The organism is Pseudoalteromonas sp. TP27 (assembly GCF_056470645.1).
Genome location: NZ_JARDAK010000003.1, coordinates 22144 through 44937, shown reverse-complemented (window position 1 = coordinate 44937; position 22794 = coordinate 22144). Strand labels below are relative to the sequence as shown.

The following is a 22794-nucleotide window of genomic DNA, read 5'->3' as shown; positions in this document are numbered from 1 at the left end:
CCATGCTTCGTTGGAATGAGGAATCTTCACAAGTACAAGCAGCGGCGCTAATGCGCCCTGCAGTTTCTGCCAGCGCCAAGGTTGAAGCTATATGTAAAACTATTTTAGCTAATGTAAAAGAGCAAGGCGATAAAGCCTTACTTAGCATGGCTAAGGAGTTTGATAATAGAGCTAACCCTCGCCTATGTGTTCCGCTTGATGAAATTAACGCATCAGAGCAATCACTAAGTGCGGAGCTTAAATACGCAATTGATACCGCTTATGCAAACGTTAAACGTTTTCACGAAGCGCAATTGCCAAAAGATATTAAATTATCGACCCAACCAGGCGTTGTATGTGAACTGAAATATCAAGCCATCGAAGCAGTCGGTATTTATGTACCCGGTGGCAGTGCTCCACTGCCATCGTCGGTTATTATGCAAGGTGTATTAGCACAGTTAAGCGGCGCAAAAACCGTTGTACTTGCTACACCGGTACAAGGTGATAAAGCCATTAACCCTGCTATTTTATACGCAGCTAAGTTATGTGGTATCACTACGTTAATAGAAAGTGGTGGCGCAGGCGCAATTGCAGCAATGGCGTATGGCACCGAATCGGTTCCTAAAGTGAACAAAATATTTGGCCCTGGTAATAGCTTTGTAACAATGGCTAAACAGCTTGTTGCGCAAACTATCCCGGGTATGGCAATTGATATGCCAGCAGGTCCGTCTGAAGTATTAGTTATTGCAGATGAACGTGCAAACCCAGAATTTATAGCCGCCGATTTACTCTCACAAGCAGAGCACGGAGCTGACTCGCAAGTTATTTTATTATGTAACAGCGAGAATATTATAGAACAAACTCAGCAGGCGCTTACTCGCCAACTTGCTAACTTAAGCCGAAAAGACACAGCCGAAAAAGCACTAGCTAACTCATCACTTATTTTAGTTGATTCAGTTGCGCAGGCATTTGATGTATCAGCGCAGTACGGTCCAGAGCACCTAATTTTACAATTAGCTGATTCAGCACCTTACCTAGATAAAGTTAAAAATGCAGGCTCAGTATTTGTAGGCGATTACACACCAGAATCAGCAGGCGATTACGCATCGGGTACTAACCACGTATTACCAACGTATGGCTACAGTGCAACGTACTCAAGCTTAAACTTACTTGATTTTTTCCGCACGTATACCGTACAAACAATAAGTAAAAGTGGATTAACTGAGCTTTCGAAAGCTATTTTACCACTTGCAGATGCAGAAGGCCTAGATGCCCACGCTAATGCGGTTTCAATTCGTTTAGAGGCAATTAAAAATGAGCAATGAGATCGCACAAGCGTCTAGCTTATTACCTGAAAACATTGCAGCCCTTGCTGCATATAGCTCTGCAAAAAGTGAAAAGCTAACCGGTACTACGTGGCTAAATGCTAACGAAAGCCCGTATGCTAAAAATCTTGAACTGAGTATTGAAGATTTAAATCGCTACCCCGATCCACAGCCGCAACTGGTTATTGACCGCTACGCAGCTTATACAGAGCTTGAAAGCGAAAATGTTTTAATGACGCGCGGCGCAGATGAAGGCATAGAGCTTTTAGTACGCACATACTGTGAGCCAGCTAAAGACAGCATCGCGTTATTTTTACCTACCTACGGTATGTACAAAGTAACCGCCGATACACACAACGTTGGCATTAATGCACTTACGCAAGAATTATTATTAAGTGGCAGTGTTGATGAAATAGTAACAACGGTGGGTAACTCAAAACTGGTATTTATTTGTAATCCTAATAACCCAACGGGCAGCTTAACGCCTCTTGATAAAGTAAAAGCAATTGCAACAGCACTTACGGGTTCTGCACTGGTAATTGTTGATGAAGCCTATATAGAGTTTTGTCCAGAGCAAAGTGCCACTAAACTTATTAATGAGTTTAGTAATGTAGTCGTACTGCGTACGTTATCTAAAGCCTTTGCGCTAGCAGGACTTAGAACCGGCTTTACCCTTGCACAAGCAAGTGTACTTGCACCAATTCGTAAAGTGATTGCGCCGTATCCGGTATCGGGCGTAGTGGCAAGTATTGCTGCGCAAGCAATTGCACCCGACGCAATTACATCAATGCGCCGCCAAGTGACTATTTTAAACAGCTTAAAAGCTAAATTGGTAGATTGGCTAAACGCCTCACCTGCTGTATTAAAAATTCTCACTGGTGAAGGTAACTTTGTTACTTTAAAATTAGCCGATAAAAACTATTTTAAAATTGCACTTGAGCAAGGTTTAGTTATGCGCGCTTTTACGCTATACGGTGAAGACGACTGGCTACGAATTTCTATTGGCAGTGAACAAGAACTTGAACAAGTAAAAATTTGGTTAGATGGCTTACAAACGCCAGCTACCGCAGCATCTTTAGCAGGAAACGAAGTATCATGAGTAACCCCTATTTATTTATCGACCGCGACGGCACTATTATTGAAGAGCCAATTACCGACAAGCAGGTAGATAGCCTTGAAAAGCTAGCATTTTTACCTGGCGTTATCCCTGCGTTATTACAATTACAAGCTGCAGGTTACCGTTTAGTGATGGTTTCAAACCAAGATGGTTTAGGCACAGACAGCTTCCCTACTGCTGACTTTGATATTGCACAAGACAAAATGATGGACATAATGCAAAGCCAAGGTATTAACTTTGACGAAGTATTAATTTGCCCTCACTTTAACGAGCAAAACTGCGATTGCCGTAAACCTAAAACAGGCTTACTTACCGAGCTTATGCGCTCAGGCAAAGTAGATTTAGCACGCTCTTTTGTTATTGGCGACCGTGAAACTGATATTGGCCTTGCTCAAAACTTATGTTGTGAAGGTATTTTATACGACGGCGATTGGAGTGCAATAGTAACTAAATTGACCACTGCAAACCGCGAAGGTCGTGTTACACGCAACACTAAAGAAACCCAAATTGATGTAGCCATAAACTTAGATCAAACTAAAAATGGCAGCATAGACACCGGACTTGGCTTTTTTGATCACATGCTTGATCAAATTCGTACGCACGCAAACATTGGTTTAAACATTAAAGCCAAAGGCGATTTACACATAGATGAGCACCACCTTGTTGAAGACATTGGTATTGCACTCGGTGTTGCACTAAAACAAGCTCTAGGTACTAAATCGCAAATTGCACGCTATGGTTTTGCGCTACCAATGGATGAGTGTAAAGCTGAAGCGCAAATTGATTTATCGGGTCGTGCATCATTTGTATTAAACGCCAACTTTAGCCGTGAAAAAGCTGGCGATTTAGATGTACAAATGGTTGAGCACTTTTTCAAAAGTTTAAGTGATAACGCCGCTATTAGCCTTATTTTATCGGTAAGCGACGGTAACTGTCATCACCAAGTAGAAGGTTTATTTAAAGCGTTTTCGCGCGCCCTTCGTATGGCAGTAGCACAAGATACGACCCAACAAACAGCCAGCTCTAAGGGATGTTTATGATTGCCATAATTAACACCGGTTGTGCCAATATTAATTCAGTACGCTTTGCGTTTGAACGCTTAGGGCAAATGCCAACAGTAATTACATCACCAGAGCAATTAGCGGATTTTGAGCGCGCTATATTGCCAGGTGTAGGGCATGCATCGGTTGCTATGAAACGCCTAGTAGATAACGGCTGGCAACAAGCTATAAATGAATACCAGCGCCCGCTTATGGGTATTTGTTTAGGTATGCAGTTACTGTGCGAAAGCACCGAAGAAGGTAACGTACAGTGCCTAGGTAAAATACCAGGACAAGTAAAAGCACTCGATGTAGGCAATTTAACGTCGCCGCATATGGGTTGGAATAACTTAAGCGTTAACAAAGAGCATGCGTTAACTAAAGGGCTAACGCTTGATGAGCAAGTGTATTTTGTTCACAGCTTTGCGCACACAGTAAACGACGCCACACTAGTTAGCGGCGAATACGGTCAAACCTTTTCAGCCATTGTTGCTAAAGACAATTACGCTGGCATGCAATTTCACCCAGAGCGCAGCGCAAAAGTTGGCGCACGTTTATTACAAAATTTTGTTGATTGGCAGTTGTAAGCTGCCCATTAACTAACAAAAAAGAGATTATTTGTGATTATTCCAGCATTAGACGTATTACAAAATCAAATTGTGCGCTTGTACCAAGGTAAATACGACACAGCACAGTTTTACCCTTTCGAACTTGGCGCGCGTTTAAAAGAATATGCCGACAGCGGCGCAGGTAAACTACACCTTGTTGATTTAGAAGGTGCACGCGATCCAAGTAAAAAACAGTGGAAACATATTCAAGCTGCAACCAAAGCGCTTAACGTACCGTACCAAGTGGGCGGCGGTATTCGCTCAGAGCAAGATGTAAGTGATTGGCTAAAAGCCGGTGCAAACCAAGTTGTTATTGGTTCAATGGCAGTAGAAAAACGCGAACAAGTAAAAGCCTGGATTGAACAATTTGGCGCAGAGCACTTTGTTATTGCCCTTGATGTAAATAAAACAGCCACTGGCTGGGCACCTGCTACGCACGGTTGGTTAAGTGAATCTGAGTTTGGTTTACTTGAGCTGGTTGATTTTTACGTAGGCTTAGGTGTTATTGATTTTTTATGCACGGACATCAGTAAAGATGGCACAATGACGGGCCCATCGTTTGAGCTTTACGAAGACCTGACTCGCCACAACAGCACAATTAAAGTGCAAGCCTCAGGGGGCGTAAGCTCACTTGACGACATTAAAAAGCTTAAAGAGCTTGGTGTCGGCGGCGTTATATTAGGTAAGTCACTGCTTGATGGCGCATTTAGCGTTGAGGAGGCATTGGCATGTTATCAAAACGCATAATCCCGTGCTTAGACGTTAAAGACGGCCAAGTAGTTAAAGGCGTGAAGTTTAAAGGTCATGAAATAGTTGGCGACATTTTAACAATGGCTAAAGCTTACAGTGAAGCTGGTGCTGATGAACTGGTTTTTTACGAAATAAGTGCAAGCGTTGAAAAACGCCTTCTTGATGTAAATTGGGTAGAGAGTATTGCACGCAATATCGATATTCCATTTTGTGTAGCCGGCGGTATTAAATCGGTAGCTGATGCAGCGCGCGTTTTAGAGCGCGGTGCAGACAAAATAAGTATTAACAGCCCTGCTATTGCGCGCCCTGAACTTATTAAAGAATTACACGATGAGTTTGGTAAGCAATGTGTAGTAGTCGGCATAGACAGCTTTTTTGATGAGACTACTGGCGAGTATTTAGTTTATCAATTAACTGGCGATCCTAATGCATCAAGCCGTACGCGTTATAAAACGCAAGAGTGGGTTGAGCGCGTACAAGACTTAGGCGCAGGCGAAATTGTATTAAACTGTATGAACCAAGATGGCGTTCGTAACGGTTACGATAACGAGCAACTCAGTAAAATTCGCGAGCTATGTCACATTCCTTTAATCGCCTCAGGCGGTGCGGGTAGTATGCAAGATTTTGTTGATGTATTTAAACAAAGCAAAGTAGATGGTGCATTAGCAGCCAGCGTTTTTCATAAAAATGTGATTAACATTGGCGAACTTAAACAATTTTTAACAGATAACCAAGTGGCAGCAAGATTATGCAAGTAACACAACAAAACCAAGATCAAGTCGATTTCGCTAAAAGTGAAATGATCCCTGCTATTATTCAAGATGCCCGCTCTGGTGTTATTTTAATGCAAGGCTTTATGAACAGCGAAGCATTAAAAGTGACGCTTGAGAGCAATAAAGTAACGTTTTACTCGCGTTCAAAATCGCGTTTATGGACTAAAGGTGAATCTTCAGAAAACTACTTAAACGTAGTATCTGTGCATACCGATTGTGACTACGATTCAATTTTAGTACTTGCCAACCCAGAAGGCCCAACGTGCCACTTAGGCACACAAAGTTGTTTTGGTGATGATGCAAAACCAAGTTTAAGCTTTTTAGCACAATTAGAAGATGTGATTGTTGCGCGTAAAAACGACGACCCTGAAAAAAGCTACACAGCCTCATTATTTGCAAAAGACTTAAGCCGTAGTTGTCAAAAAGTAGGTGAAGAAGGCGTAGAAGTTGCCCTTGCCGCTATGAAACACGATAACGATGAGCTAACAAACGAGTCTGCTGATTTAATTTATCACCTGACTGTATTGCTACAACGTCAAGGCTTAGCCCTTGAAGATGTAGTTAAATGCTTACAAGGTCGCCATAAATAGCACCTGTTACAGAAAATTACAAAAGGTTCATATTTTATGGGCCTTTTTGTTTTTCGCTTTTAATTGAGTAAATTATATATGGTATAGTGCGAGGCTCAATTATTCGGTTACTGTGAACTATGAAAAACTATATAACTCCTTCCTTCGTCGCATTTATTTTATTTGTCGCGTTTATTTTAGCGGGCTGTACGGGCAAAACTAATCAGACTGCTACAACTACAGCAACCACTACTACAACGAATCAGTCTGTAAAAAACACAGTAATACTTGATGAATGCAGCCCAATAAATAACCTTATAAGCAGTTATGAGTCTGGTTTTAATTCAATAAAAACAGATAAAGTAACTAACCAGTTTACTAATCAATGGCGTACTAATACTCATATTATTGGGGCAGCCTGTACGGTTACATTAAATAAGTCAGAGCAAGCAAGCTACCAATGCCAAACGCCTGTTAAAACACAAACTAAAACAATAAAATCTCATCAAAAACTAGCCCTACAATTACGCCAATGTTTAACCAAAGCAGGCTGGTTTGAAAGCCAAAAAGAAACCGCAAGTTCAATTTACAGCACCTTTGTACTTGATACTAAAACCCCAGTAATTACACTCTCTACCAATCAAGAAAGTAATGGGTTCACTACTCGCTTTGAAATTGCACCGCCGTTAGGACTTTAATTATGCGCCAATTAAATCAAAACAAAAAACCATCTAAATTTAAAACTGATTGCCTAGGAATATGTGAGCGCCGCAGCGGTTATTGCACTGGTTGCGGGCGTACCAACGAAGAAATCTTTGATTGGATAATATTATCTGAAGATGAAAAAAAAACGATTTTAGAAACACCACGAGCAGATATCACAAAAACGTAATAAAGCTAAAGCCTCGATATCTCGAGGCTATAAATTAACGTTATGCTTTATCGAGCGCTTGGCTTACATCTGCCATTATATCTACAATGTTTTCAATACCGACCGACAAACGTATTAAATCGCGACTTACGCCCGCATTTGCTAATTCTTCATCGTTTAATTGGCGGTGTGTGGTTGACGCAGGATGACACGCAAGCGACTTGGCATCGCCAATATTAACTAGACGTAAAATCATGTTTAGCGCATCAATAAAACGAGTACCAGCCTCTAGCCCACCAGCAATACCAAAACTTAAAATACCGGATGCTTTACCACTGGTAATTTTTTGACTCATTGCGTTATACGGACTTGATTTTAACCCTGCGTAATTAACCCAAAGCACTTTTGGATGATTTTCTAAATACTCAGCCAACTGCTGTGCATTTTCGCAGTGGCGATCCATTCTTAAGCCTAAGGTTTCAAGGCCGATTAAAATGTCAGATGCGTTTTTAGGCGCAAGCGCTGCGCCGGTATTTCTCAGTGGCACTACTCTGCAGCGTCCAATAAATGCAGCTTCAGCAAATGCTTCGGTATACACCACATTGTGATACGACGGATCGGGCTCGTTCATCATTGCAAAGCGCGTGGCGTTGGCTTTCCAATCAAACTTACCAGAGTCGACAATCATGCCGCCAATGGCAGTGCCGTGCCCGTTTATATACTTTGTAAGTGAGTGAACCACTATATCGGCGCCCAGCTCAAATGGGCGGCATAAATACGGCGTAGCCACGGTATTATCAACAATAAGCGGCACGCCTTTACTGTGTGCAATACGTGCTAAGCGTTCAATATCAACAATATTACCTGCCGGATTACCAATTGACTCGCAAAAAACGGCGCGGGTGTTGTCATTAATGGCATTCTCAAATGCTGTAAAGTCATCAGCCTTAATCATGCGCGCTTCAATACCTTGCCTAGGTAATGTATGGGCAAATAAGTTATACGTGCCACCATACACTTGGCTGGTGCTTACAATATTAGTACCGACTTCACACAAACATTGAATAGCATACGTAATAGCAGCCATCCCAGAGGCAACAGCCAGCGCACCGATGCCCCCTTCCATTGCAGCAATACGTTGTTCAAGTACGGCATTGGTTGGGTTCATTATGCGGGTGTAGATATTTCCGGGTACTTTTAAATCGAATAAATCAGCGCCATGTTGGGTGTTATCAAATGTGTACGATGATGTATTGTAAATAGGAACGGCTGCAGATTTAGTCGTAGCTTCAGATTCGTAACCATGGTGCAGTGCTAATGACTCTAATTTCATAATTATTTCCTTCAATTAATTTACCACTAACCTAGCACTTCTTGGTTATAAAATGCACATGAAATATATTAAAGGATGTTGAGGTAGTTTGATTTAAGTTAAAAATGGCGTTAAGCCGATATTTTATAAATTCGTTATTCAATATTAAAACACTTAGGTATGCAGATACGGCCTAGTTTCAATAAACATTATGGGTACTTTCTAAAAGTAAACTACACCATAAATAACATCAACTTGACGCAAGTAAATAACCATCTGTAAGACTAGCTATTATTCAATAATATTTGCATACGAAATTAACACTAAAAAATTATACCTCACTAATAATACATACCGTTATCATTAGTTTTTCTGTAACATTCCGCTTTAAATATAGCGTCAAATACTTGCATTTACAGATAAGGTTTTTAGATGGATAAAATGACAGAATTAGCAGTTAATGAGGTTGTTGATAAATACAATCCACATACCATAATAATCTACGGTTCCAGAGCAAGAGGTGATGCTACGGATGAGAGCGACGTAGACATGGCTTGTTTTCTTGATTCTCCACCCGTGCCTGAAGACTTCAGAGATTCCAATGGAATTTTCCTTGATGCATGGCTCTATCCCACAGAATCTATGCAAAACCCAGTTAAGTTCGCCCAAATGGGTAAAGCATTCTGCGCTATTGATAGGTTAGGATATGGCGCTAAACTATTGCAAGAAATAAATGTAAAAATTAATGAAGGGCCAGTACCTTTAAATCATAAAGAAAAGCGCAACATCATTGAATTGAGGCTAAAAGTTCTTAAACGGGTGCTTAAAGGGGATTTAGAAGGAAATCACAGAAGAACATACTTACAATTTAATTTACTAGAAACATATTTTCATTTGCGAGACAAATGGTTCTTTGGTTCAAAAAGTAGCCTCACTTGGCTTAAAGAAAATGACCATGTTGCTTTTACACTTTTTGAAAGTGTATACAATTCTCCAGAAGATTATGAGGCGTTAAAAAAGTTAACAATGTACGTAACTACTATCTAGCTTAATGTAATCGATATTACTTATTTTATGATGGCTATTTCGTCCAACAAGCTCTGTCCGTTATCACTTTACTGCGCGAGGTAAACTCCCGCCTACAGAGCTGGGGTTATATTGGTAGGTGAGGCTTTATGCCGCGCTTTGCGGTTTTTCTTTATTGCGCGCGAGATAAACTCCCGCCTACAAAGCTGGGGTTACATTGGTGGGCGGGGCTTTACGCCGCGCTTTGGCGGTTTTTCTTTATTGCGCGCGAGGTAAACTCCCGCCTACAAAGCTAGGGTTATATTGGTGGGCGGGGCTTTATGCCGCGCTTTGGGGTTTTGTGTTTCTGCTTTATTGCGCGAGGTAAACTCCCGCCTACAAAGCTGGGGTTATATTGGTAGGCGGGGCTTTATGCCGCGCTTTGGGGTTTTTCTTTATTGCGCGCGAGGTAAACTCCCGCCTACAAAGCTGGGGTTATATTGGTGGGCGGGGCTTTATGCCGCGCTTTTGGGTTTATCTTTATTGCGCGCGAGGTAAACTCCTGCCTACAAGGCTGGGGTTATATTGGTGGGCGGGGCTTTATGCCGCGCTTTGGGGTTTTTGCGCTTCTGCTTTATTGCGCGAGGTAAACTCCCGCCTACACAAGAAAAACAATTAACGGTTAACTCCCAACAAAAAGGCGCTTCCTTTACGGTAAGCGCCCTTCTCTTATCTCACCAATTACTTATTTTACGATTGTCATTTCGTCTAATAAGTTTTGTGCGTTATCTACTTTATCCATTACCCACAGCATGTAGCGTGAATCAACGTGGATAGAGCGATTAAGCTCTGGGTTATAATCCCAATCACCAATAATACTTTCGTAAACACCGTCAAACAGTAAACCTACAAGCTCTGCTTTGCCGTTAAGTGTTGGCGAACCTGAGTTACCACCGGTAGTGTCTACATTTGATAAAAAGTTAACGGGTACTGTATTCATGCCACCCGTGTAATTACCGTAAAGCTTAGCTTTAATTTGCTCTTGTAGCTTTTTAGGCGCATTAAATGGGTCAACATCGGTGTTTTTAGCTAGTAACCCTTCAAGCGATGTAAACGGCGTTGCTACCAAGCCATCTTGAGGTGAGTAGCCACCTACGGTGCCATAGGTTACTCGTAATGTGCTGTTGGCATCGGCGTATACAGGTTTGTTTTTATCTTTGTTAAACGCAATGATTGCGCTCATTAGCTCTGGGCGAGCTGCTTGTAATTTACCTGCTAGTGCTTTTGATTTATCTTCCTCAGCTTTCATTACTTTAAAGATTGCTTTAGCGTACTGCACAAATGGGTCTTGGCTTTGATTTAGCTGGCTAAACGATTGCTCAAATAATGAAGTGCGAACAGTGGCATTATCAAGTCTTGACTGTTCATACATGCTATCTAGCAACGCGCTTTGGGTTGCTTTATCAAACCCATTTTGTACTTTAAACACGTTATCAACGTCGCTAAAACGCTCTTCTTTTGGAAGTGCTGCATATAGCTCTAAAAAGTGCAGTAAAATAGCTTTGTCTACTTTGCTATCATAACGACGCGTCATGCGCTCAAGCCCTGCTTTAATGCGCGGTAAGTCACGTTCTTGATAACCAGATTCACGTTCGCTATTTGGCTGTTGTTTTTCGTAAGCTAAGCGGTATAAACGTCGTGCTGTGCTGATCATTTGTGAGCGGTGCACATAACCTAACATGCGGTCGCGTTCACTGTGCTCTTGTGATTGCGCAATTAGCTCAGATAGCTCACCTAATACGCTTCCGTATTGTTCTTTACGCTCAGCATCACTATTGATCCATTGTGTTAGATCTTGCTCAAACTGTTTTTTGCGCTCAAGCATAGTGCCTTTTTTAAAGCTTTCGATCATCGAACCATAATTTTTAATATAGTTGTTGTAACCTGCAATGGTGCTTTCGTAAGCAATACGCGCTTTACTGCCATCTTCTGAGTTTTCTTCAATAAGCGACACGTATTTTGAGTTATGAACGCGTGCTTTAGGGTAGCTGTCGTTAAATACGTTATCTACCTCTGTTGCTATACGGTAGCGGTTAGTACGCCCTGGGTAGCCTGTAACCATTACAAAGTCGCCTTCTTGCACGCCTTTGGCACTTACTTTTAGGTAAGAGTCTGGTACGTAAGGTACGTTATCTTTACTGTACTCTGCAGGTTTTCCATCTTTACCTACATAAGCACGGTAGAAACCAAAGTCGCCTGTGTGGCGCGGCCACATCCAGTTATCTATATCGCCACCGTACTTACCTACGCCCATAGCTGGTGCATACGATAAACGTACGTCTTTTATTTCAAGTGACTTAATTAGGTAAAACTCTAAACCACCATGAAACGAATATACATTACAACGATAGCTTTCGTCGGCTTCACACTGAGCTACTAGTGCTTTTTCGTTTTTTTCGAGTGCATCGTAGCGTGCTTTTGCTGTTAGCTCGTTAGTACCTTTAATTACTTCATCTGTTACGTTGGTAACCGTTTTTGTTACGTATACGCGTGAACCCGGTGCTGCTGGTAAATCCTCAGCAGGACTTTTAGCTAAAAAGCCATTTTCTAAAATGTTGTTCTCAGGCGTTGAGTTATATTGTACTGAGCCATAAACACAGTGATGATTTGTAACCACTAAGCCTTTTGGCGATACAAACGATGCTGTACAGCCACCTAGGCTAATTACCGCATTCATTGGGAATTCGGTTAATTTAGAAATAGATTCAACATCAATTTCAAGCCCTTTAGCTTTTAAAATTGATTCTAACTCTGGAAGTTGGTGTGGTTGCCACATGCCTTCATCGGCAATGGCGCTACTTGAAAGTGATAGTGCAAATGTGGCTGCTAATGTAGCTACAAGAGGTTTTAAACGCATTATAGAATCCTTTTTATTTGTTTCTATAACAGGTTACTCGCGATGCGATAATAAGGTCAATAGCCGTGTAATGATTTGTTACAATCGAGTGTTTAATCTTACTTTTTATTTAAAATTAATTGAAAAATCAAGAAACTGTTTTGCTGGTATTGGCTTACTAAAATAAAAGCCTTGCATAAAATCACAGCCTAATTCGTTTAATAAAGTGTGTTGCTCTTTTGTTTCTACGCCTTCGGCAACCACTGTCAGCCCTAAACTGTGCGACATGGCAATGATTGCTCTCACTAGATTGCAATCTTCATTATTTAACACAATGCCATCTATAAAACTTCTGTCTATCTTGAGCACATTAAATGGATACTCTCTTAAATAACTTAATGACGAATAACCCGTACCAAAGTCATCCATTGATAAGTTAATGCCTAATGCCGTAATTTCAGTCAATATATCAACAACATTAGTATGGCAACTCATCAGTACTCCCTCAGTGATTTCAAATTCTAAACTTTCGGGATTTACTTCAGCGTCGATCAATGAATTTTGAATAAAGCGAAGTAACCCCTCATCTCTAAACTGACGAGGAGATAAGTTAACTGCCATTGTATATTTTTGTTCGCGTTTACAGGAGCTTTGCCACTCATTTAAAAAATGTAATGCTTGGCTAATTACAAATTTACCAATAGGTACAATTAATCCTGTATTTTCCGCAATCGGAATAAATTCATCAGGTGTTACATTCCCTAACTCAGGGTTATTCCAGCGTAATAACGCTTCTGCACCAATGATGTGTTTATTTTTAACATCTAATTGTGGTTGGTAGTATAGTTCGAATTCATTACGCTCAAGGGCACCACTCATTTGCTCTTCAATTGATAAACGCCGCTGGATTACTACATTCATTTGCTTTGCAAAAAAAGAATAGGTGTTTCGGCCTAATGCTTTAGCTTGATACATTGCGGTATCTGCGTTACGTAGTAAATCTGAAGCTGAACTACCATTATCAGGATACATAGCAATACCAGCACTTAACGTAACCATTAATTTGCGGCCTTCTATTTTAAATGGTTCTCTGAAGTTTTTTAGGAGTTTATCGATTATGCGTAGCGCACTTTTTGCACAGGTTAAATCTGGTAATAATACAATAAACTCATCGCCCCCTAACCTTCCTACCATACCGCTATCACTGATAGTTCGCTGAAGTCTTGCAGCAGCTTCAATTAATAGTTTATCGCCAACTTCATGCCCTAGTGAGTCGTTAATTTTTTTAAAATCATCTAAATCCAGAAAACAAACAGCGGCATTACCTTTATTTTCATCTGCATTTTTCAAAATTTCAGACAACTTATCTAGCGCTAAAAAGCGATTAGGAAGTAATGTTAAACTATCAAAATAGGCTTGATGGCGTATTAACTCATCTGATTTATGTTGTTCGGTAATATCACGAACAATAACCATGACTTGCTCATATTGAGGTACATGATTTATACGGGCTTCAAAATAAACAGTGCCTTTAGGCAGTCTAAGTTCGTACTCAAAGCTAATCATTACTTTTTGTTTTAGTGCTTTGGCAACATTAACCTGAAATTTAATCGCAATTTCATCAGGTAATACAGCAAACATGCTTTTACCAATAAATACATCAGGATTAACATAGAGGTTATTCTCATTGCTGGCATGATAGTCAACAATAGTGCCATCTTCTTGCATTAAGAAAAATAAATCAGGAATTGCTTCGAAAATAGTTTCAAGCATTTTTTCTTTGAAAACGGCCTGCCCTTGGGCCTTTTTTACATCGGTTAAATCAATATCTATGCAATACATTTGTTTAATATTATATTGATTTATAAACATTACATGACTTGAATACACACACACCTGCGCGCCATTTTTACGCCGCAGAGTAAGCTCCGCTGCAGGGATTTCTTCATCATTATTAAGCCAATTTGTATGAGCAGATACAACCGCGTCTTGCATCGGGGGAGGAATAATTAAATCTTCAAGTTTTTGTCCAGAAGCTTCCTGTGCACTATAGCCATAAAGATACTCACTGCCTTTATTCCAATAAATTACACGTCTTTGTTCGTCATATCCTTGCACAGAAATAGCATTAACCGCATCAAATAATTGATGGAGGGGGTCATTTGTAACAAATTGATGAGTTAACGCATTTACAACTTTATCTATTTTCATTTCGATGGCAGGGATCAAGAAGAACTTACTAATAATAATAGTATTTAATGACTAATTTTTCTCTAAAAAATGCGCTTAAATTAGTAATTAGTTTGATTTTAGTAATAAAACAAGACGATCGTTTGTTTTTCATACACCAACTTCATCTAAACAGATTATGTTTGAGTCAAAATGCAGCTGTCTGCTATGAATTATCAGGCCTAATAGCTCACTCTTTTTTTTTATGATACTAATTTAGTCTTGAAATTACTTTTGATAAACTTAGTATAAAGAACATGCAACTTTCCTCTGTTAACATTATTTCATTTTTAACATACCTAATTTCAATACACTAGAATTCAAGATTTACTTATCTTTATATATGAAACTAAAAAAACACATAACGTGATCCACACTGTAATACTGTGAATCACGTTATGAAATCAACATAATAATATAATTATTATAGTTATTTGCTAATTACATCATTTGGATGATCTACGCCTATCCACGCTTTAAACAGTGCTTTTTGCTCAAGCGTTGCGTCTTTATCAGCAACTACTTTTTTGGGTTTATCAAAATCTCCTGATAGCACTAATGTTAAACTTTCAAGAGCATCACGACGAAGATAGTCAACCGTTACCTTGTCGCCAGCTTTAAACGTTTCTAGGCTGGTTTTTAAATCTTTACCTACGTGATGTTTGTTTATAGCGACAATTTTATCATCGGTAGTTAAACCTGCTTTCCATGCGCTTCCACCGCGGCGAACGTAGCTTAGGGTGAGTAGCTCACCTGTGTTTTTAGCAGTAGCATCAATGCTTGCGAGGGCTTTTGCTTTTTCTGGACGTTCAAATTTCAAGCCGACCTTAGTAAGTAGTTCATCAAAGTTGATACTGGCTGGCGATTCTACATTTTCCTGCCACCAGCTTGAGTAATCACGCCCTGTTAAGTCTTTTAAAATATTAAGCACGTCTACGTCTGTAAAACCGGCTGGCATTTTATGATTGTTATAAAGTGCTTTGTGCACGTCGCGATAGCTTATTTTACCTTGGCTTTTTTCAAGTAGGTCGATATCTAAAGCTAAAGAGAGTAACGAGCCCTCAGAATAAATGTTGGTGCTGTAGTTACGTGCATGATCGCCACCTTGGTTAATCCATTTATCAAAACTTGTTTCGCTTGCGCTTTGCACTTCACGACCCGGTGTTTGTAAATGGCGATTAATGGTTTTGCTCATCACTTTAAAAAATTCATCTGTGGTTTCAATACCAGAGCGAACCATTAAATGATCTTCAAAATAACTTGTTGAACCTTCAGCAATCCAAAGCAATTTAGAGTAGTTCATGTTCGTGTAATCGTAAGGCACTAAACCCTGTGGCCGATATGCTTTTACATTCCACGTATGAACAAACTCATGCGCAGCGGTACTTATAAAGGCTAGGTAATCTTCGCGGCTACCAAATCGATCGCGTGGACGTTGAATAATTGTTGAATTTAAATGCTCTGTAGCACCACCTGCGCCCGATGTAGCATGAACCATAAATACATAACGTTCATACGGATAGCCATCCCAAATTACATTGCCAGTGGCAACTAATTTTTTAAGATCGGTAAGCATTTGCTCTACGTCGTAGTTACCTTCGCCCCATATAACTAAATCATATTCACGGCCGTCTACTTCAAAAGTATGTAACTGATTAATACCTGTTTCGATTGGCGAATCAACAAGTACGTCGTAATCAGCTGCTTTAAAAGTATTTTTACCTTTTAAATTATCCATACCCGATACTGAGCGCCATTTTTTAGGCACGTCTAAATTAACGGTTACAGGCTCTTGGCGAAACGCCTCACTGAACATAAAAAAACCTGACGCATCTATAAATGCATGGCTGTCGTCGATATGGCGAGCACGCTTACCAAGTTCGTTTGCATACACTTGGTAGTCAACATTAACTTCTGTTGGCTCATTAAGGTGAATACGCCATGTACTGTGGTCAATTTTTTCCCATTTTAACTCTTTGCCATCTTCATCTTTAGCTTTGAAATAACGAATGCCATTGGCGAGGTTTAGCATTTCGTAACGGCCCGTACGCCATGCAGGAAGTTTTATATCAAGATGTGCTTGCGCAGTTTTTGGAAACTCTACACTTACATCACCTAAATGGTGCTGTGGTTGCGAAATTTCTAAAGAATAATTCACATCGGCAAATACAGGTGCTGAACATGCAGCTAGGATAGAAAGGGCTAATAACTTTTTCATAGAAACTCTTAGTGGAAACTTAATTGCTTGCAAGACTAACAAGCTGCTATTTAAAAGTGAATTAAATACGACAAATTGCCCTGTATACGAGTTTATATGTAGTAGCTTATTAAAATTTCTAAGTTTTTTACTAGATAACTACACATAATAAAAATTTGTTGTAAACTAAAGATAATAAAATTAATTTGATGGCGGTATACTTAGGTGTCCGAAAGATTTAACGCAACAGACAAAAAGCTCAAACAAGCAATTGATGCTCGTATGGCTGTTGAAAGTGCACGTAAACATCAAGTAGATATCCTGTGTGATTTTACGGCAAAATTATCGTTGAGCTGTAAAGGGCTTGACACTGAATTAGATAACCGCCTTGCAAAATTTAGAAGTGTGCTAAATAAAGGTGTAAGCTTTGAGAATCTCTACCCACTTATTAGTGAAACTTTAACGCTACTTAAAAATCAAGAGTCGACTCAGCAAGCTCAGCAACGAGATCTGTTCAACAGTGTGCAAAATGCCGGTAAACAACTACAAAAAACCAAAGGTTTACCTGATGATACTCGCAGAACACTAAGAAACTTAATTGATAACGAAATTAATAATGTCCAGTCAACTCATGGTTATATCCCACTTCTTGATCAACTTATTACTTTTTATCATCAGGCTTTAATAACTAAACAAGACCCTGAGGTTGATAAGAAACGCCGAGCGAAACAAACTCATGCAAAGAAGCTGCTTGAGCTAGCTAATGAACTTGTTCTTGAAGAAGAAGCTACACTGCAAATTAATAATATAAAAAATAACATTACTGAAAGCGACACAGTCGATGCGTTACTCGACGTCGCGATTAACATAATTGAAGTCGTAGTAAAAAACATTAGTAAAGAGCGTAAATCGGCGCAAAGCTTTTTAGTTTCATTGAATCAAACCCTCGAAGATTTACACAACTCTATTATCTCAACTAGCAAGCACTCTGAGTCAATGGAGGTTGAGTTTGACTCATTAAATAAAAGTATAGAACTAAAAATAAAAAATCTTAATGAGCAAACCCAAAAAGCAACGTCAATCTCATCTTTAAAAGAACTCGTTGATAACGAGCTAAAATCACTAAGCGAAGATTTTATAGCAAAAGAAAAATTAGAACGAAAAGATAGAGAAATGCTTACATCTAGTTTTAGTGAAATAAATAAACGAATTATTACTTTAGAAGATAAGTTAACTACTTATAAAAAACGCTTAAATGAGCAGCGCTTTAAAAGCTTACTTGATGGGCTTACAAAACTGCCTAACCGAGCCGCATTTGATGAACGCTATAATCACGAAATGCATTTGTTTAATGTGCAGCCATCAGATGTTACGCTTGCAGTTATTGATGTTGACCACTTTAAATCTATAAATGATAGATTTGGCCATACAGCCGGCGACATAACCCTTCAGGTTATATCAAAAGCATTGCAAAAATCAGTCAGAAAATCTGATTTTATAGCGCGTTATGGCGGTGAAGAATTTGTACTTTTAATGCCTGGGGTATCGCTAGAAAACGCAACCTTACCCTTGGATAAAGTAAGAGGAGCAATTAAAAATATCCCCTTCAAATTCAGAGATAAACAAATTGAAATCACTATTTCAGTTGGTGCAACTCAATTTAAAAAAGACGATACCCCGCTCATAGCATTTGATAGAGCAGATGAAGCTCTTTATAAGGCCAAAAACTCAGGGCGAGATAGACTTTGTACCAGTAAATAATGTCATAGCTATTATAACTTTATGACAAGCAGTTTTACGATTTAGCAGTAAGGAGAACGTCTATGTTAATACAGTTAAACCCAACTGGGGTATTAGATTTACTCTCGCAATTAGAAGTTGATTTATTAGAACAATCTTCTGCTAGTGAGCGTTATAAGTTATTTAGAAATTGTGTACTTGCAGTGCTTAATGTAGGTAGCCATACTGACGAAAGTAACGATATATACGACAAATACCAAGATTTTGATATTCGTTTAGTAAGCCGCGAACGAGGTATTAAAATTGAGCTTGAAAACCCACCCGAAACAGCATTTGTTGATGGCGAAATAATTACCGGTATTCACGAACATATATTCTCTGTAATTCGTGATATTTTATTTATTTGTCAAAAATACGAAAAAGATTTAAAAGAGCAAAAAGCGATTACGCATATGGTATTCGATATGCTCAGAAATGCGGGTGCACTGCGCGTTAAAAGCGAACCCAATATGGTTGTTTGCTGGGGTGGACACTCAATAAACGAAGTGGAATATAAATACACAAAACAAGTAGGTTACGAACTTGGTTTACGTGGCTTAAATATTTGTACCGGTTGTGGCCCTGGTGCCATGAAAGGCCCAATGAAAGGCGCCACTATTGGCCATGCAAAACAGCGTAATACCGACAACCGCTACTTAGGATTAACTGAGCCAAGCATTATTGCTGCCGAGCCACCAAATCCTATTGTAAACGAGTTAGTTATTTTACCGGATATTGAAAAACGCCTTGAAGCGTTTATTAGAACAGCTCACGCGATTATCATTTTTCCTGGTGGCGCAGGCACAGCCGAAGAGTTGTTATATTTATTAGGCATATTACTGCACCCTGATAATACCAAACAATGCTTACCGGTTATTTTAACGGGCCCTAGTGAAAGTGAAGCGTACTTTAAAGAGCTATGTGATTTTGTTGAAATAACACTCGGCAAAGAAGCACTGGATAAGTTTGAAGTTATTATTGATGACCCTGAATTAGTGGGTCAAAAGCTAAAATCAGCGATGGCTAATGTTCGTGATTACCGTAAAAGTGAAGGCGATGCTTATTACTTTAACTGGACATTAAAAATAGATAACGACTTTCAACAACCTTTTGCACCAACACATGAAAATATGGCAAGTCTGGATTTACATCTTGATCAACCAAAACAGCTACTAGCAGCTAATTTACGCAGGGCTTTTTCAGGTATTGTTGCTGGAAATGTAAAAGACGAAGGCGTTAAAGCCATTAAGCAAAACGGTCCATATGTTTTAAGCGGCGAACCTGCCCTTATGGAAAATATGGATACGTTATTACAAGCATTTGTTGATCAAGGCCGTATGAAACTCCCTGGCAGCAAATACGTTCCGTGTTACAAAATAAAAGCATGAGTTTTATAGTTTGAAACCCCATTTACTTCTTATCGATGCGCTTAATTTAATTAGGCGCATTTACGCCGTTGACGCTAATCAAAAACATCACAGCGACGAGCAGATGATACAAACGTGTTGTTCTCGTGTAACACATGCATGTAAAAAGCTTTTAGATACCAGTAATGCAACCCATGCCATTGCTGTGTTTGATGGCGACAAAAGCTGGCGTTATCATTTTTATAAAGACTACAAACACTCGCGCGCGCCAATGCCTCAAGTATTAAAAGACGCCCTATTGCATTTTAAAACTGCAATTGAAGAAACCGGTATTGTTGTATTTGAGCCTATTAACGATGAAGCCGATGATATTATTGCAACGCTTGCGTTTAAAGCATCAAATAATCAAATAGCTAATACTGTTGTTTCTACCGATAAAGGCTTTTTACCGTATATAGGCCCTTATATTACAGTGTATGATTATTTTAAAAAACTCTACCTTGATGAGACAAGTATAAAAGAGCGCTTTGGTGTTGAACAAAATAAGCTTGTTGATTTTTGGGCTTTAGCGGGTGATAAGACAAATGATATTCCGGGAGTTAAAGGGATAGGTACTAAGTCAGCGCAGCAAATCGTTAATAACTACAATTCAATTGAACAAGCTGCAGAAGATGAGTCTTTAAGCCCGAGTATTAAAACAAAGCTAGCCGCTAATATGGATATGTACGTAATCTCAAAGCACTTGGTAAGTTTACGGACCGATATAAATTTAGGCTTTAGTTTAAAGCAGTTAAGACTTAATTAATCGCAAGTTAATAGCCTCTAAACATTACAAAACGTATACTATTTATTAGTTACCGGAGTCAGAGTAAACCATATTGAAAAAATTTATTAGATACTTAATTTTAGGTTTAGGGCTATATGCGCTGATAGCCTCATTGGTGATCACTTTTTATAAAGACGATCCACAGGCTATGATCTGGCAAGACAGAGAGGCTTTTAATAAACGTTACATCCAAAAACTATCACTTGAAAAGCCAACCACGCTAAATAGTGTGCTTGATTATTTAGGCAGCCCCGATCTTACATATGCTAAACGAAACGGCGAACAAGTCTTTCAGATAGTGTTTTACCGTACACAGCATATAACCTCTGACGGTATAACTACTATAGATGAATGTACTGGGCTATTGTTTAAAAATGGGCAGTTATTTTTATGGGGCCCGAGTGCATACAATAAATACCAGGAACAAAATTAGGTGAAGGTTTAATGGATGAAGCTGTTTCAACGACTTTAGAGCAGCTGCTTAATAATACGCAGCTGTTTTTAAGCTATTACAATAATAAACAAAAATGGACAGCCTTATACCCCATGGCAAGTAAGCTAGCTGAGCAATATAGAGTGCTCTATAGCGAACAGCCATTCGCATTACAAGCTCGTTTAACGCTTTATAATCCTAATTATTCTTATGCCACCAACTTAGTTGTTAGTCAGAGTGTAATAACCGCTGCACTTTGTAAATCTCAAAACTATGATAGTGCCCTAAGTGAGCTATACATAGCGGCTGCTCTCATTGAGCATTTGTGTGTTGGAGCGCAATTAAACAAACTTTGCGAGCAAACACCTTTTCAAGATTCTGATAAAAAAATATGGAAGATGCGCCATCAATTAGCTGCAAAAGTAATGTTATCTAATGGTGATTCTGCCAAACCCGTTACACAATTGTTAGCTAAATTAAGTAAATATAAACAAGCATTGGTAAGTGCGCCTAAAATTATGCTTTACGATGGCGGCATTACCCTGATTGCTTTAGCAAATATTATTAGCATGAATGTTACTAGCAATACGGCTAACAAACATATTAGTTTATTTAAAGCACTTACTGATTTGTACATTCGCACACCAAATTTGTTTGCACTACAGCTAATTAAATCGCTTATAGCGCATTTAGGGTCCTTATTACCGGGAAGCCGCGTTTTATATGCCGAGCAAACCATGATTTATTTAGCAACTGATGCACAGCAAAGGCATGTTTTAATTAGTACCGCTAATGCAAATAAATTAGCTTGGTATAGAGTAAAAGCAGCACTTAACGATAATCCAAAACAATGGCACTGCACTGACAAAACAATCAGCTTTAAAGTGTTTAATAGTGAGCATGTTAAGTCAAAAAGTGAGGCTGAGGTTGATAAGGCGCTGTCTTTACTTGAACTAATAAGTAATATTAAACTACAGCACGAATACAGCTATAAAGGATTAAGTCGTTTGTTGGCAGCTCATCCTCACGTCATTGCTAGTTTGTGTGAGGCGGTAAAACCTTATAATAAAGAACATCAGGCTGCTAAAGACTTAAAGCATAGCTTATCGATGGTCGGCTATTATAATGCGCCTGCAATAATTCAACGGGTTGTTTTTGAAGAATTAGTTAATGTTACCCCACACCCCTTACAAGTCTATGTTGCTAACAGATTAAATGGATTTGTAAAAATAATGGCCTTATTGATGAGCAAAAATAATCACGACCAATTTGAGCTCATCACTTTACCTTTATACGCTTACGTCCATTTTTTATTAACACACTGTAGTACACAGCTTTCTCGTAAAACACTCATTGACGACACTCCAAATAAAAAACTGAGTGAGCCGATTTGTTCATTTTTTGGGGTAAATGTAATTAATAGTGAGCAACTAGCACAACAGCTTACTCATCTATTGAGCGATAACCCATGGACAGCTACGCTGTTAGAAGCAGAGCAAACACCTAAAAAACACTTAACTGATTCTCATAAACTCTGGATCACACTTAAAATTGTTGCTCAAAATGTATTTAAACCAGAACTTGCGCTCACTGCATGGCAGCAACAAACGTTATTTGAGCAACTAAAAATACTCAATTGGCACAACCCAACAGATTTTTATCTGCAATTAGAATCTCTTGAGTTATTTGATAGTATTTAATTTATGAAAACCTATTTA

General features: G+C 39.2%; 19 protein-coding genes. 15 read left to right on the top strand and 4 right to left on the bottom strand.

All coding sequences use genetic code 11. The features are described from left to right. Positions 1-2: 2 nt before the first annotated feature. The 9 genes from hisD (at position 3) to PX700_RS04860 (ending at position 7053) form a co-directional block, all read left to right on the top strand. Positions 3-1304 carry a histidinol dehydrogenase gene (hisD, locus tag PX700_RS04900; RefSeq protein WP_479520023.1) on the top strand — a complete coding sequence of 434 codons (1302 nt, stop codon included), beginning with the start codon at positions 3-5 and terminating at the stop codon, positions 1302-1304. Next, on the top strand, positions 1294-2403 hold the full coding sequence (hisC, locus tag PX700_RS04895; protein ID WP_479520022.1) for a histidinol-phosphate transaminase: 1110 nt from the start codon (positions 1294-1296) through the stop codon (positions 2401-2403). The genes hisD and hisC overlap by 11 nt, the downstream gene beginning before the upstream one ends. Continuing rightward, positions 2400-3461 (top strand): bifunctional histidinol-phosphatase/imidazoleglycerol-phosphate dehydratase HisB, encoded by a 1062-nt coding sequence (gene hisB, locus PX700_RS04890; RefSeq protein WP_033038394.1) that lies wholly within the window; start codon positions 2400-2402, stop codon positions 3459-3461. The genes hisC and hisB overlap by 4 nt, the downstream gene beginning before the upstream one ends. After that, positions 3458-4048 (top strand): imidazole glycerol phosphate synthase subunit HisH, encoded by a 591-nt coding sequence (gene hisH, locus PX700_RS04885; protein WP_479520021.1) that lies wholly within the window; start codon positions 3458-3460, stop codon positions 4046-4048. The genes hisB and hisH overlap by 4 nt, the downstream gene beginning before the upstream one ends. Positions 4049-4081: 33 nt before the next feature. Continuing rightward, positions 4082-4816 (top strand): 1-(5-phosphoribosyl)-5-[(5-phosphoribosylamino)methylideneamino] imidazole-4-carboxamide isomerase, encoded by a 735-nt coding sequence (locus tag PX700_RS04880; protein WP_010552951.1) that lies wholly within the window; start codon positions 4082-4084, stop codon positions 4814-4816. Then, complete coding sequence (gene hisF / locus PX700_RS04875) at positions 4798-5577, top strand: imidazole glycerol phosphate synthase subunit HisF (RefSeq protein ID WP_479520020.1); 780 nt, start codon at positions 4798-4800, stop codon at positions 5575-5577. The genes PX700_RS04880 and hisF overlap by 19 nt, the downstream gene beginning before the upstream one ends. Beyond that, entirely contained in the window at positions 5568-6182 is a 615-nt protein-coding gene (gene hisIE, locus PX700_RS04870) for a bifunctional phosphoribosyl-AMP cyclohydrolase/phosphoribosyl-ATP diphosphatase HisIE (RefSeq protein WP_197180631.1), read from the top strand. The genes hisF and hisIE overlap by 10 nt, the downstream gene beginning before the upstream one ends. A 119-nt stretch (positions 6183-6301) precedes the next feature. Then, positions 6302-6859 (top strand): hypothetical protein, encoded by a 558-nt coding sequence (locus tag PX700_RS04865; protein ID WP_479520019.1) that lies wholly within the window; start codon positions 6302-6304, stop codon positions 6857-6859. A 2-nt stretch (positions 6860-6861) separates the two neighbouring features. Then, on the top strand, positions 6862-7053 hold the full coding sequence (locus PX700_RS04860; protein ID WP_479520018.1) for a DUF1289 domain-containing protein: 192 nt from the start codon (positions 6862-6864) through the stop codon (positions 7051-7053). A gap of 40 nt (positions 7054-7093) precedes the next feature. Here the strand turns inward: PX700_RS04860 and PX700_RS04855 are convergent, their stop codons facing one another. Further along, entirely contained in the window at positions 7094-8365 is a 1272-nt protein-coding gene (locus PX700_RS04855; RefSeq protein ID WP_479520017.1) for an O-acetylhomoserine aminocarboxypropyltransferase/cysteine synthase family protein, read from the bottom strand. Positions 8366-8776: 411 nt separating this feature from the next. Between PX700_RS04855 and PX700_RS04850 the strand changes: the two genes are divergently transcribed. Then, positions 8777-9391: a nucleotidyltransferase family protein gene (locus PX700_RS04850; RefSeq protein WP_479520016.1), complete on the top strand. Its 615-nt coding sequence runs from the start codon at positions 8777-8779 to the stop codon at positions 9389-9391. A gap of 703 nt (positions 9392-10094) precedes the next feature. Here the strand turns inward: PX700_RS04850 and PX700_RS04845 are convergent. The 3 genes from PX700_RS04845 to PX700_RS04835 form a co-directional block, all read right to left on the bottom strand. Then, on the bottom strand, positions 10095-12266 hold the full coding sequence (locus PX700_RS04845) for a S46 family peptidase (RefSeq protein WP_479520015.1): 2172 nt from the start codon (positions 12264-12266) through the stop codon (positions 10095-10097). 105 nt (positions 12267-12371) lie between these two features. Continuing rightward, positions 12372-14456 (bottom strand): sensor domain-containing protein, encoded by a 2085-nt coding sequence (locus PX700_RS04840; RefSeq protein WP_479520014.1) that lies wholly within the window; start codon positions 14454-14456, stop codon positions 12372-12374. A 448-nt stretch (positions 14457-14904) separates the two neighbouring features. Continuing rightward, on the bottom strand, positions 14905-16692 hold the full coding sequence (locus PX700_RS04835; RefSeq protein ID WP_479520013.1) for a M61 family metallopeptidase: 1788 nt from the start codon (positions 16690-16692) through the stop codon (positions 14905-14907). A 204-nt stretch (positions 16693-16896) separates the two neighbouring features. On the opposite strand from PX700_RS04835, the gene PX700_RS04830 reads away from it, so the two are divergent. The 5 genes from PX700_RS04830 to PX700_RS04810 all read left to right on the top strand — a co-directional run bounded on the left by PX700_RS04830 (position 16897) and on the right by PX700_RS04810 (position 22776). Then, positions 16897-18432 (top strand): diguanylate cyclase, encoded by a 1536-nt coding sequence (locus PX700_RS04830; protein ID WP_415637002.1) that lies wholly within the window; start codon positions 16897-16899, stop codon positions 18430-18432. Positions 18433-18494: 62 nt separating this feature from the next. Continuing rightward, on the top strand, positions 18495-19838 hold the full coding sequence (ppnN, locus tag PX700_RS04825) for a nucleotide 5'-monophosphate nucleosidase PpnN (protein WP_479520012.1): 1344 nt from the start codon (positions 18495-18497) through the stop codon (positions 19836-19838). 10 nt (positions 19839-19848) lie between these two features. Then, complete coding sequence (gene xni / locus PX700_RS04820; RefSeq protein WP_479520011.1) at positions 19849-20622, top strand: flap endonuclease Xni; 774 nt, start codon at positions 19849-19851, stop codon at positions 20620-20622. Positions 20623-20692: 70 nt separating this feature from the next. After that, positions 20693-21076, top strand: a complete 384-nt coding sequence (locus PX700_RS04815; protein ID WP_415637079.1) for a DUF3192 domain-containing protein — start codon at positions 20693-20695, stop codon at positions 21074-21076. A gap of 11 nt (positions 21077-21087) precedes the next feature. Next, the gene (locus tag PX700_RS04810) at positions 21088-22776 is read left to right on the top strand and encodes a hypothetical protein (RefSeq protein ID WP_479520010.1); all 1689 of its coding nucleotides are present in this window, start codon (positions 21088-21090) and stop codon (positions 22774-22776) included. Positions 22777-22794: the final 18 nt, after the last annotated feature.

What these genes read in the sequence shown, in the direction of transcription:
- hisD (WP_479520023.1), top strand. Translation starts at nt 3, where the DNA reads ATGCTTCGTTGGAATGAGGAATCTTCACAAGTACAAGCAGCGGCGCTA.
- PX700_RS04810 (WP_479520010.1), top strand. Translation starts at nt 21,088, where the DNA reads ATGGATGAAGCTGTTTCAACGACTTTAGAGCAGCTGCTTAATAATACG.
- ppnN (WP_479520012.1), top strand. Translation starts at nt 18,495, where the DNA reads ATGTTAATACAGTTAAACCCAACTGGGGTATTAGATTTACTCTCGCAA.
- PX700_RS04850 (WP_479520016.1), top strand. Translation starts at nt 8,777, where the DNA reads ATGGATAAAATGACAGAATTAGCAGTTAATGAGGTTGTTGATAAATAC.
- hisH (WP_479520021.1), top strand. Translation starts at nt 3,458, where the DNA reads ATGATTGCCATAATTAACACCGGTTGTGCCAATATTAATTCAGTACGC.
- PX700_RS04845 (WP_479520015.1), bottom strand. Translation starts at nt 12,266, where the DNA reads ATGCGTTTAAAACCTCTTGTAGCTACATTAGCAGCCACATTTGCACTA.
- hisC (WP_479520022.1), top strand. Translation starts at nt 1,294, where the DNA reads ATGAGCAATGAGATCGCACAAGCGTCTAGCTTATTACCTGAAAACATT.
- hisIE (WP_197180631.1), top strand. Translation starts at nt 5,568, where the DNA reads ATGCAAGTAACACAACAAAACCAAGATCAAGTCGATTTCGCTAAAAGT.
- PX700_RS04860 (WP_479520018.1), top strand. Translation starts at nt 6,862, where the DNA reads ATGCGCCAATTAAATCAAAACAAAAAACCATCTAAATTTAAAACTGAT.
- PX700_RS04835 (WP_479520013.1), bottom strand. Translation starts at nt 16,692, where the DNA reads ATGAAAAAGTTATTAGCCCTTTCTATCCTAGCTGCATGTTCAGCACCT.
- PX700_RS04865 (WP_479520019.1), top strand. Translation starts at nt 6,302, where the DNA reads ATGAAAAACTATATAACTCCTTCCTTCGTCGCATTTATTTTATTTGTC.
- hisF (WP_479520020.1), top strand. Translation starts at nt 4,798, where the DNA reads ATGTTATCAAAACGCATAATCCCGTGCTTAGACGTTAAAGACGGCCAA.
- hisB (WP_033038394.1), top strand. Translation starts at nt 2,400, where the DNA reads ATGAGTAACCCCTATTTATTTATCGACCGCGACGGCACTATTATTGAA.
- PX700_RS04855 (WP_479520017.1), bottom strand. Translation starts at nt 8,365, where the DNA reads ATGAAATTAGAGTCATTAGCACTGCACCATGGTTACGAATCTGAAGCT.
- PX700_RS04840 (WP_479520014.1), bottom strand. Translation starts at nt 14,456, where the DNA reads ATGAAAATAGATAAAGTTGTAAATGCGTTAACTCATCAATTTGTTACA.